Here is an 11,307-nt window from a genome sequence, read left to right as displayed (position 1 = left end):
AAATAGAAAGCTGCTTTGGCGACATCAAACATAACATGGGGTTTAGAAGATTCCATCTTCGTGGATTAAAAAAAGTGGAAACAGAGTTTAGTCTGGTTGCGATGGCGCATAACCTTAGAAAACTTCAGATCAAACAAGAGAAAACGGCTGTGTAAGCCTTTTTAAACCCTATTTCTTGTGTAGTCAATCAAAAGGTATTCAACAAAATAAGTTCGGCAAGATATTCTATAGCTTCTATAGCTATAGAAAAAGGAAGGCTGACCAAATTAGCAATATACCTTTTTAGTCAGCCCCCACAATAAATAATAAAAATGGTCTGTGAGGACACAGACCAAGGATATGTTTTTATTTTACCTTGAAGTTAAACATCACAATCCCGGTTTGCACATCGGGCGCTGATTCTAATTTGTTTAAGCTTGCACCCAATACAGCCTGCTCACATTTTCTCCACAGTGCTAAATCTGATAGGGTAGTACCTTTTGCACCTGCACGGGCCTGAACCACCTTGCCGTTTTTATCTACACGGATTTGAACGGCAATTTTACCTGCACTCTGTCCATCATCCTGAATCCTTGGAATATCGATAAATTTTCTGCTGGCTAATGATAATTGAACATTGCCATTTCCAGAGCCACCTTCTCCATAGTTAGAAGCTAACGGGTCGCCATCTTTATCACCCTGGTTTCCTGGTGTTTTTCCGGTTCCATCTCCCTGACCCTGGCCAGTATTCTTTTTGCCTTTGTAAAGTGCATTCTGGTTAATTACTGGCTTGGCCGGTTTGTTTTCCGTAACCGGAGTTGGTGCAGCTGTAGTCGGTTTTGTAGGTTTAGTATTTACCGCAATGGCATCTTCTGTATTTTGTGTCTGGATTTCCTTATCACTACTTTCGGTAGAGGTAGTTGGGGTAACTTTTTCTTCTGGAGTTACCTTATCAGGAGCTTTACCGTTGGCATTTGGATCTGCCGATGGCTCTTCAATACTCGTATAATCATCACCCATTCCTTCTGCAGAAGTTCCATAATTTACAACCATGCCACCCATACCCACTTCTTCAGGTGGCTGGAAAGAACCAATCACAATAAAAAAGCTGATCAACAATAAAAAGCCCATAATTCCGCTAGCTATGGCAATGGCCTTAGGGTAATTATTTTCCTCGTTAGGTATTTGTGCTTTGTAGTTCATTATTTTTTAGGCTCAACGGCTACAACAAGTTTTAATTTTAATTTATTGGCGATATCGTTTACCACAAATCCATCCTGATAAGTCACGTTGCGCGATACATATAAAAGTATAGTCATATCTGGTGCCAGTTTTTGATATGCCTCTAATGTTGGTTGTAATTCTTCAATGCTCACCGGTTTTTTTTCAACGAAATATTTAAGGTTTTCGTCTATCGTAACTGTAACTGCTTTCTTGGCGGTAGATTGCTGCCCGCTTGATGATTGCGGCAATAATAACTTAACCACTGTTGGATTTACCACGGCAGAGGCCAATAAGAAAAACAGCATCAGGAAGAACATAATATCGTTCAACGCTGAAGTATGTACTTCTACCGATCCTTTTGTTCTTTTGCGTAAATTCATTATTTGCCTGGTTCTTCTAGTAAATCAATAAAATCAATTGCATCGGTTTCCATTTTAAGAATGATTTTTTCAACCATAATGTTTAAAATGTGATACAGTACGTAAGCGATAATACCGATAATTAATCCGGTTGCCGAAGTAATCATTTTAGTATATAAACCACCAGAGATAGTTCCGATTTCGATCGCCCCTTTTATTGATACCTGGTGGAAAATAGTAATTACCCCCACAATTGTACCTACGAAACCAAGCATTGGTGCAATACCTGCAACAATACCCAATATACTGATGTTCTTCTCTAATTTGGAAACCTCTAATTTGCCAACATTTTCAATCGCACCCTCAATATCTTTAATCGGGCGACCAATGCGTTTTAAACCTTTTTGCAACATGCGCGAAAGCGGAGAGTTATTATTTCTTAAAAGCGACATTGCACCCTCTAAATTTCCAGATTGGATATAAGACCTGATCTGACCCATTAGGTTCGATTCGTCTTTGGTTGCTTTTTTAATGGTTAAATAACGTTCAAAGAAAATAACTAAGGCTAATAATGCTAAAAAAGCTAATGGAACCATTACCCAGCCGCCTTTAAAAAGCAGATCAATAAAATGTAGTTCTGGCTGTGGTTGTGTTACTGCTTGGTTAACCGCATTGGCTGTGTCTTGTAATGCTTGTGTGGTGTCCTGAATTAATAAAGTTATCATTATGGTTGTGTGTTGTTAGATTTTTGTTGTACGAAATATCCTTTTCCTTTTAGTTTTTTCTGTAAAATATCTTTCTGTTCTTTCGCTTCTTTTTCAGTTGTAAAACTCGCTATACTTACCTTTTTTAAGCGGCCGGGTACTTTTGCGATTTCGGCATTTAAACCGATTTTTTCCATTTGCTTAATAAATACAAGTGCTTTTTTCTCTGATTGAAAAGATGCTGCAATAACGTAAAACGTAGAAGGGCTGGTGTTTGGTACAATTTTATTTTCTTTTGGTACTTCTACAGTAGGTTTAACCACCGGTTTTGCCTCCATTTTTTTTAGTGTATCTGTTTTTTTCTGAACCTGGTTAGCTTTTAAAATACTATCTGTTTTAGCTATCGAATCTTGTTTAGCTTTTGCGGTATCAACAGTAATCTTTGGCGAATCTATAACCATTTTACCTACTTCAGCAGGTGCTGTTGTTTGGCCTGTAAACAATTCTGGTTTAACCAGATAGGTTATCGCAGCGATAATTACTAAAGCTAAAACTGCTATGGTAATCATTAACCATGTAGACATACCCTGCCGCGTTTCTTCTCCATGTTCAATTGGGGCATGGCCAAAACGGTTAGGATGCTCAGCATGTTGTTCTTTTATAAACGCCGGAGCCTCAATTACAGGTTCTTCTTTTTTAGCTTCGTCTTCTAAATTGATGTATGTTTTCGGTTCTTCAGTTTCTGACCTAAGTGAGAAACGGGTTAAAGGTTCGTTTTGTGGGATAACTGTTTCTGGAACTTCTATTGTATTGGTTTCTTCAGGTGCCGAGGTTTCTGCAGCATTTGTTTCATCTTGTGCATCGTCAGATTCAGGCGTTTCAATAGTAGGTTGTTCAGGGGCAATATTTTCAACTTCCGATTCTGATACTTTTACCTCTTCATCAGTATTTGCTACTTCATCTATTTCTTCTTCTTGTGTTTCAATAGCAGGTTGTTCAGTAGCGATATTTTCAACTTCTGATTCGGGTACTTCTACTTCTTTAACAGTATTTTCTACTTCTTCTTCTTGTGTTTCAGCAGATTCAGGTGTTTCAATAGCAGGTTGTTCAGTAGCGATATTTTCAACTTCTGATTCGTGTACTTCTACTTCTTCAGCAGTATTTGCTACTTCTTCTATTTTTTCTTCTTGTGTTTCAGCAGATTCAGGCGTTTCAATTGCTTGATGTTCGGCTGCGATATTTTCTAACTCCGATTCTGGTGTATGACCAAAACGGTTTGGATGTTCTTCGTGCTGTTCTTTAATAAACTCAGGTGCCTCAGTAATTTCTTCTGCAGCATTTTCTGTATGTTTTAAAGTGTTTTTAAGATCATCTTTAACTTCATCCAGTTCTACATTTTCGATTACTGGAGCCTGGTATGATTTATTCTCAAATGGAGAAGTTGCAACTGGTGCTTCAGCAATTTCATCATAAACTTCTTCTTCCTGTTGAGGTGAATCAGTTTTTGTTTCCTCAATTACGGTTTCTGCCAATGATGGAAGTCCGTAAAACTCAGAACCATAGTTCATGTTTTTAACCGGTTCGAAACCTAATCCTTGTTCGGTGAAAAATAAGCGGCCAGTATTTTGCAGTTCGGCCTCATGGTTTAATTCTAATTTTTGATTTACTTCTTCAACAAATTGGACAATGTAATTACGAGCATCTTCATTGGCAATGTTCGTTTTAGCCGAAATAAAATTGGCTAAAGCTTCTTCTTCAGTTAAGTCGGTAGAAAACTGCAGTGTATATCCCGGAGGCAAAAACGTTTGTTTTTCCTTATCGTATCTTCCTGGGTATTTCTTTTTATAAAAGGTGCCCAAGCCGGTAATACCAACTTCTTTGCGTTGCTGCAAGAGTTCTAACAGGTATGATAAGATATCCATTCGGGTAAAATTAAGCGTTTAAAATTAAAAATTATATTCTACCTTCAAATAGTGTCTATGGGTGTATTTACACATCCTATTCCAAAAAGGGGACAAAAACGAGTACAGTTTTGTTATTTTAATCATGAAAAAAATCACAGTTTTTTAAACCTATAGCTGTATCCGTGTAAAGATAACGGTTACAAAGATAGAAATGGTATGTTAGTAAGCAAATGGGTAAAACGATATAATATCGAATTCGCACGTAAAGCTTTAGCTGTAGAAACGGTTCTACATTAAAAAGTGTATGCTTAAAACGGTGTTATAGTTGGTGGGTAGTGGAGAGGAGATTATTAAAAGGATTCCAGATGTTAGATCTGGAATCCTGAAGAAAATTATTTTACGGACAAGGAACGGTAGTAGACCAATCGGTACTTTCCATGTTAAGCAAGCTAGCGGTGTGGCCATGTCCGGTTGCATCAGCAATGGTAGTACCGGTGCCTTCGTTAAATTTCCAATAGGCCTCTAAGTTGGTACTGGTTGCACTTACACTGCATTTATTGGCAGAAATTGTCGACTGTGCCAGTGCCGATTTCCAAACCCTCATTTCATCAAACTGACCATTGAAACCTCTGTTGGCATCCCAGCTTCTCGAAATTTGGAATGTACCGTTAGCAGCAATAGTACCTGTTGCGTTCATGCTGGCATCTAAAGTGCCGTTGATGTAGATTTTCATGGTCGAGCCATCGTATGTGGCGGCAATATGATACCAGGTATTGGTGCTTAGTGCTGTAGCAGAGTTTAGTTTTTTCGGTGTTGCACCACCAGTATTCAACACAAACTGTACTTTATTGTTGGCTAAAGATGCATCACCTAAACGGAGCAAAGCTACATTGGCATCACTCACTTCGATACCCATGATGGTCGAGATATTTGGTGCCACAGCTTTAAAAGCGGTTGGTTTAACCCAGGCTTCGTAAGTTAAGCTGGTACCTGCAAGATTAAAAGTATTCGAATTTAGGTATTCATTTGTACCGTCGAAAACCAATGAACGGTTTCCAGCTGGTGGTGGTGTACCTCCATTGCCATCGATACAATTTGCTTTTACAGCAGTTGCAGAACTGTACAGTACGTTAGACATGGCTGATAATTTAGTTTGTGAATTGTTGGCCACATTATAAACCATCGCACTGGCCAAACCATTATTTTTTACATAAGTGGCCACCGCTGCCTGATCGCTATTGCCTAAATCGGTACCCAAACCCAACTTACTTTTTGGTACGCCAGCATTAATGTATGGCTGTAAACGACCAGCATAATTTGTAGAGAAGTATGTTTGCTCAAATACGTAATCTAAAATATCGCCCAGTTTTTGGTTGTTATAAGTAGAAGTAAAATAATTGGCCTGATTAAATGCAGCCATGGTAATGAGTTTGTCGGCTCCCATGCGCGCTCTAAGTGCTGCTGCTGCCAGAACCAACGAACCATCGTTTGCGGTACAGGCAGAATACTCATCGTCTATATCAATCCCATCTAAACCATACTGTTGTACCGCATTGGCACATTGAATGGCAAAGGCATCGGCCTGGGCATAAGTGGTAAAACAGCCCCAGCCTGCATTCTGGTGGTTACCCAGTACATCTAGCACTACTTTTATGCCTAATGATTTAAGATAAGCTACCTTGCCAGAATTTAAAGTTTCTTGTACCTGCGGATTGAAGTACAGGGTAGGTGTACCATTTACCGAATTGATATTAGCCGCGAAAATAACAGAAACACCAAATAACTGACTTGCTGAAGTTCCGTAGGTATAACAGCCTGGATTTACAAAATTGTTACTGTTTACCTCTACATAGGCGGTCATGAATGGAGCGGTTAAGGCTAGGGCAGAGGCATTAGTAGCGGCTCTGGCGGTGCCTTTGGTGTTTAATTGGTTGTCTTCTTTTTCAGAATTGGCTTTTTTACAAGCATACAACAGGGCGAAAGCTGTTAACAGCAATACGCCGAAAACGGTTAGTTTTCTCATAGGTTTAAAAATTTTGGTTAGATATTGGTTTTTATTAAAACGGTAGAACAACTTACATTATTCTACCGGGTATTGATTGTGTGTTAGAAATTGGCTTTGTTCACATCCCACCATAATCTGGTGCCACCGTTGTCGGGGCCGCCAAGTAATGTTACTGCTTTGCGTACCTCATCTTTATTTCCGTTACCGTATTCTGCAGTTGGATATGGCAATCTACGAATTTGTAATTGGGTATTGATCGTACCACCGCTATTGTTATTCGCTACTGTAAACAGTTTTGGATAACCTGTTCTGCGGAAATCGGCCCAGGCCTCAGCTCCGTCAGGAAAAATAGCTAACCATTTCTGTGTAATAATGCGCTCTAATTTTACTTCGTTAGATGCGGCTCCATCCCATTTAATGGTAATTGTACTTACTGCAGCAGAATTGTTAGCCGGATTTTTCGGATCGACGTAAGCAGTTGGTTTGCTCACTGCATCAGCAAGATAGCCGCCAATAGTAGCGTTCCATTGTTGCATTGATGTCGTTATCCCTGTTTCATAATTGCTTTGTGCATCGCCTGCACCTGTCCAGCCGCGTAAAGCTGCTTCAGCTTTTAAAAACCAAACCTCAGCAGCCGTCATCAATATCTGTGGTGCTTTTTGTCCGATCGGTGATTTTGAGTTGTCTGGTGTAGACGAATTTAAACTCGAATAGGTTTTGTAACCAGCTTTGCCCAAACCATTAAAAGAAGTATTGGCTCCCGATCTGATTCCTACATACTGTCCTACAAACAAAGGATCGGTAGCCGGTGTACAATATATCGATAAACGCGGGTCTGAGTAGCCAACCATGTACGATTGTAAGGCTGCGCCCATGGCGTTATCGCCATCGTAATTTACAGTTACATTCCAAAGGTCGTTATTTCTGTTACCCGATTGTGCAACAGCCGCATTATCACTTGGTAAAGTCATTAATCCACCTGTTGCAGCTATTGCTTTTTCAGCCTGAAGTTTTGCTGTAGCCGGATCAACTTTAACAATACGCATGGCTAAACGTAACCTTAACGAATTGGCTAATTTAAGCCATTTCACAACGTCTCCACCATAAACCAAATCGCCAGTATCGTAATAGGCTTTTTTGCCAGGATTTGCAGTGATAAAAGCCTGCAGATTATTAGCTGCTGTATCAATCTGTTTAAAAAATTCGGTATAAACCGTTTTTTGGTCATCGTAAGCCTGCGAAATTAATGATTTACCTGCCTGTGTATACGGAATCGGACCAAATTTATCGGTTACCCTGTTCATGGCAATTACCTGTACTAAAAGCGATATGCCCCACGATTCTGGTGCAGTTGTTTTTAAAGGTGATATGGCGATTTTAGAAATTGGTGCCATTACATTGGTATACTGATCGTTAAAACCGGTTTCATTCCAACCATTATTAAGCGAATAGTTCATGTTATTGATACCGCCGCCAAATGGTGTTGGAGGCATCATATAACCACTAAAAGCATCAGAACTTAAATTCTGTGCAATTTGATAGTTAGAAAATATATTTTGCTGAATAGGGCCAATTGCTGATCGCAATAAGGCTAAACTCTGTTCAGTAGTAGGTAGATTATCGTTTGTATTAAAACTTTCAAAGTTCTTTTTACAGCCCTGGTTTAGGCCGGCAACGGCTAAAAGTAAAACTAAAGAGAAACCTTTAATTTTATGTTGAGATGAATGATATATCGATTTCATGTTTGTTCGGATTAAAATAAAACATTAAGGTTAAAACCAAAACTTCTGGTAACCGGTTGGTTAAAAACATCTATTCCCGATAAACCATTACCGGTAGACATGGTAACCTCTGGATCGTAAGGTGCTTTTTTGTAGAAGTAGAATAAGTTTCTACCAATTAGTGAAAGGCGCATGCTTTTAAATGTTCCTTTTAAAGGTAAATTATAACCTATTGAAGCTTCGCGTAAACGCACTACAGTAGCACTGTAAACATATTCGCCAGTTACACCGTTTCTATCGCCCAAGAAAGAATAATAGCTTTGTGGGTTAATGGTAGCCGAAACCGCTTTTCCGCTGGCATCTACACCATCAATTTTAACACCACCTTGTGCCCTTGCGTCACCCGATGCTTTTGAAGCACCGGCCTGATCCATTAATGCTTCGGTAAGTGAAAGTACCTTGCCTCCAAACTTACCATCAACCAGGAAGCTTAAGCTGAAATCTTTATAATTGAAACTGTTGTTCCAACCCAACTGAAATTTAGGGTTTGCATTTGCAATCAGACTATAATCTGCACTTTTAACTGGAAAATAAGGGTTTGCAGCAGTGCCATCACCATTTAATATGATGCGACCATTTGCATCCCTTTGTAAGGTGTAGCCATAAATATCACCATAAGATCCGCCTGCGGCTATTCGGGAGATGTAAGCATTGTTACCACCACCTGTTAAATCGATCGAATTTAAACCCTGCGAAGCAGCTACATCTATAATTTTATTTCTGTTTAACGATCCGTTGATGGATGTGTTCCAGTTAAGGCCATCACCTTTTAATACATCAGCCCCTAAAGTAAACTGTAAGCCTTGATTTTGCACATCACCTGCATTTAAATAGCCTGTTGCAACAAGTCCTGATGGTGCCGGTTTAACCGGAATGTATTGGTTTTTGGTATTAGTTTTATAATAGGTAAAGCTAAAGTTTAAACGGTTTGCCAGAAAACGCATATCTGTACCAATCTCGAATGACTTTGTTCTTTCTGGCTTTAACTCTGCAAATGCTCTGTTGGTATTAATGGTAAGTGCACCACCGTTACCCAATGTATTTTGAATAAAAGTTAAATAAGCTGGCACGGTGTTACCCACTTCTGCATAAGTACCTCTTATTTTGGCATAGGTAATCGCCTCTGGTAATTTAACCATTTGCGATACAATAAATGATAAACCTACCGATGGATAGAAATAAGAAACATTTGGCGTGAATGACAGGTTTGAAGACCAGTCGTTTCTGCCTGTTACCGTTAAGAATGCCCAATCTTTATATGATAGATTTGCATTTGCAAATACAGCCTGCAATTGGCTGTGGAAAGCATCATTAGCTTTAGTTGTGTTTAATACATCAGAGGTATAGGTGCCTGCATTTGCCACAATGGTATTATTTGGTGTAAATAAATCAACTGCACTCAAATCGCCTGCTAAAGATAATCCAGATGTTTTCTGATCGTTAATACTACCACCAATTAACCCGTTGATCTTAAAGTCAGACCCTTTCATAGGCACCGTAACATTTAATATTGCATCGGCATATTTCTGAATGTAAGTTTGGGTGTTTTGAGACAAATATCCTCTTCCGTTTGAATTAAAGTTTCCGTTTATACCCGAATAACGTCTGTTTTCAAAATCATCTGTAGTACGATCTATATTTCCCCTTACCTGAAGATTTAACCAAGGAGTAAATTCATATTTCACATTTCCACTTAATAAAAAGCGATTTCTGATAGCTGTATTAGGATTCAGGTTGGTTAAAAACCATGGGTTCTGATTAATATCTGCAGAACCACCTAGCCAGTTCTGGCGGGCAGTACCTACATTGCCCGCAAGCAAATAATTATCTTTGTAAGGTGTGATATCAACCCCTCTCGGAAAAAGATATAATCCAACCAAAGGGTTATTATACAATCCAATTGATGGACTGTTATTTATGCGTTGGTTAATATAGTTTACATTTCCATCAACCGTTAATTTGTTGTTTAAAAATTTGGCTGTTTCGCGCAGGTTAATGTTATGCCTGTTTAACTTATTACCTTCCTGTATGCCACTTGCATAAGTATTGGCATACGAAAAATAAGTTTGGGCAATTTCCGAACCGCCAGAAAAATTGATCGAATTGGTAGCGTTTGTTCCGGTCTGGAAAAACTGATCGAGATTATCAGTGGTATTGCTGATAGTACCTCCCCAGCTATCTCTGGTAGTAGTAGATGCAGGGCCGTAACTGTTTTGAAATTCGGGTTTGTAAGCAATTTTATCAAAAGTTAAACTCGATGAAAAACCGATCTGTGTTTTACCAGCTTTACCTTGTTTGGTAGTGATTAAGATTACACCATTCTGTGCCTGGCTACCGTAAAGGGCAGCAGCTGATGCACCTTCGAGGACGGTTAAGCTTTCGATATCATCAGGGTTTAAGTTCGATATACCATCGCTACCATCCTGACCGCCACCAAAAACACTGTTCTGTTGCGCATTGGCATTACCGTTATTGCTAATTGGAACCCCATCAATTACATATAAAGGTTGGTTGTTACCACTCACCGAACGGCTACCCCTTAATATTACCTTGGCCGAACCACCAACACCCGAAGAACTCGGACTAATGGTCATTCCGGCAACTTTACCATTCAATGAATTTACCAGGTTGGGGCTTTTTACTTTATTCAGTTCCTCTCCCGATACCTGTTGGGTAGTATAAGTTAAAGACTTTTCTGAACGTTTTATACCTAGTGCCGTAACTACTACGGTTTCGAGGTTTTTAGAATCGCTGCCTAAAGTAACATCAATCGTGTTTTGTGTGCCCACGGTAACCTCTTTGCTCTGGTAGCCGATAAACGAAAATACCAGTACATCACCAGTTTTGGCTGTGATACTGTATTGTCCTGAAGTATTGCTTTGGGTTCCGCCTTGCACTCCCTTTATAGTAATGGTTACACCTGGCAAGGTTGCACCTGTTTCGTCTTTTACCGTTCCTTTAATTACATCCTGGTAAACAGAATGGAAAGAAACTGCGCGGTTAGAATGAGCGTTCGGTGTTGCTGCATACAGACCTGTGGATGCATAAAGCAACAAGCACGTTAGCTGTAAAGATTTTTTCATATTCATTACGAATAATTTTGAATAAGTATTTGGTTAATTGTTTTTTGCCATAAGGATTTCCATCCGGGCTGTTTTATAGATAAGAGTATTTTGCTTACACAAATTGCCTACAAGGAAATTGAAATATTTTTAAAATATTTTTTCCTTGGCGTTATGCTGTGTCTTGCCGTCATTGCTAGAGAGCCTGCCCCGACTTTCGGTGAAGTAATCTTTCATGTTTAATATCCCCGCTGTAAGATTGCTTCATCCAATGAAAAATTGGCTTCGC

The 11,307-nt window shown here is 39.3% G+C and carries 8 protein-coding genes; 1 reads left to right on the top strand and 7 read right to left on the bottom strand.

The window, feature by feature from the left end:
- Positions 1-155 (top strand): transposase (locus EZ456_RS24510; RefSeq protein ID WP_131534696.1); only part of this gene is annotated, 155 nt, incomplete at its 5' end.
- Between the two features lie 190 nt (positions 156-345).
- Here EZ456_RS24510 and EZ456_RS24505 read toward each other — a convergent pair.
- The 7 genes from EZ456_RS24505 to EZ456_RS24475 form a co-directional block, all read right to left on the bottom strand.
- On the bottom strand, positions 346-1,182 hold the full coding sequence (locus EZ456_RS24505; RefSeq protein WP_131534785.1) for an energy transducer TonB: 837 nt from the start codon (positions 1,180-1,182) through the stop codon (positions 346-348).
- Positions 1,182-1,583 (bottom strand): ExbD/TolR family protein, encoded by a 402-nt coding sequence (locus EZ456_RS24500; RefSeq protein WP_131032034.1) that lies wholly within the window; start codon positions 1,581-1,583, stop codon positions 1,182-1,184. Before EZ456_RS24500 ends, EZ456_RS24505 begins: the two co-directional genes overlap by 1 nt.
- Entirely contained in the window at positions 1,583-2,287 is a 705-nt protein-coding gene (locus EZ456_RS24495; RefSeq protein WP_029279915.1) for a MotA/TolQ/ExbB proton channel family protein, read from the bottom strand. The genes EZ456_RS24500 and EZ456_RS24495 overlap by 1 nt, the downstream gene beginning before the upstream one ends.
- On the bottom strand, positions 2,287-4,188 hold the full coding sequence (locus EZ456_RS24490; protein WP_131534783.1) for an HU domain-containing protein: 1,902 nt from the start codon (positions 4,186-4,188) through the stop codon (positions 2,287-2,289). Before EZ456_RS24490 ends, EZ456_RS24495 begins: the two co-directional genes overlap by 1 nt.
- A gap of 379 nt (positions 4,189-4,567) precedes the next feature.
- Complete coding sequence (locus EZ456_RS24485) at positions 4,568-6,193, bottom strand: LamG-like jellyroll fold domain-containing protein (protein ID WP_131534781.1); 1,626 nt, start codon at positions 6,191-6,193, stop codon at positions 4,568-4,570.
- A gap of 83 nt (positions 6,194-6,276) precedes the next feature.
- Positions 6,277-7,917, bottom strand: a complete 1,641-nt coding sequence (locus EZ456_RS24480; protein ID WP_131534779.1) for a SusD/RagB family nutrient-binding outer membrane lipoprotein — start codon at positions 7,915-7,917, stop codon at positions 6,277-6,279.
- 11 nt (positions 7,918-7,928) lie between these two features.
- A complete protein-coding gene (locus EZ456_RS24475) occupies positions 7,929-11,045 on the bottom strand; it encodes a SusC/RagA family TonB-linked outer membrane protein (RefSeq protein WP_225876616.1) in 3,117 nt (1,038 codons plus the stop codon).
- Between the last annotated feature and the right edge of the window lie 262 nt (positions 11,046-11,307).

It is taken from the genome of Pedobacter psychrodurus (assembly GCF_004331735.1).
GTDB lineage: Bacteria > Bacteroidota > Bacteroidia > Sphingobacteriales > Sphingobacteriaceae > Pedobacter > Pedobacter psychrodurus.
This window is presented reverse-complemented; position numbering and strand designations above follow the sequence as displayed.

What these genes read in the sequence shown, in the direction of transcription:
- EZ456_RS24505 (WP_131534785.1), bottom strand. Translation starts at nt 1,182, where the DNA reads ATGAACTACAAAGCACAAATACCTAACGAGGAAAATAATTACCCTAAG.
- EZ456_RS24500 (WP_131032034.1), bottom strand. Translation starts at nt 1,583, where the DNA reads ATGAATTTACGCAAAAGAACAAAAGGATCGGTAGAAGTACATACTTCA.
- EZ456_RS24495 (WP_029279915.1), bottom strand. Translation starts at nt 2,287, where the DNA reads ATGATAACTTTATTAATTCAGGACACCACACAAGCATTACAAGACACA.
- EZ456_RS24490 (WP_131534783.1), bottom strand. Translation starts at nt 4,188, where the DNA reads ATGGATATCTTATCATACCTGTTAGAACTCTTGCAGCAACGCAAAGAA.
- EZ456_RS24485 (WP_131534781.1), bottom strand. Translation starts at nt 6,193, where the DNA reads ATGAGAAAACTAACCGTTTTCGGCGTATTGCTGTTAACAGCTTTCGCC.
- EZ456_RS24480 (WP_131534779.1), bottom strand. Translation starts at nt 7,917, where the DNA reads ATGAAATCGATATATCATTCATCTCAACATAAAATTAAAGGTTTCTCT.
- EZ456_RS24475 (WP_225876616.1), bottom strand. Translation starts at nt 11,045, where the DNA reads ATGAATATGAAAAAATCTTTACAGCTAACGTGCTTGTTGCTTTATGCA.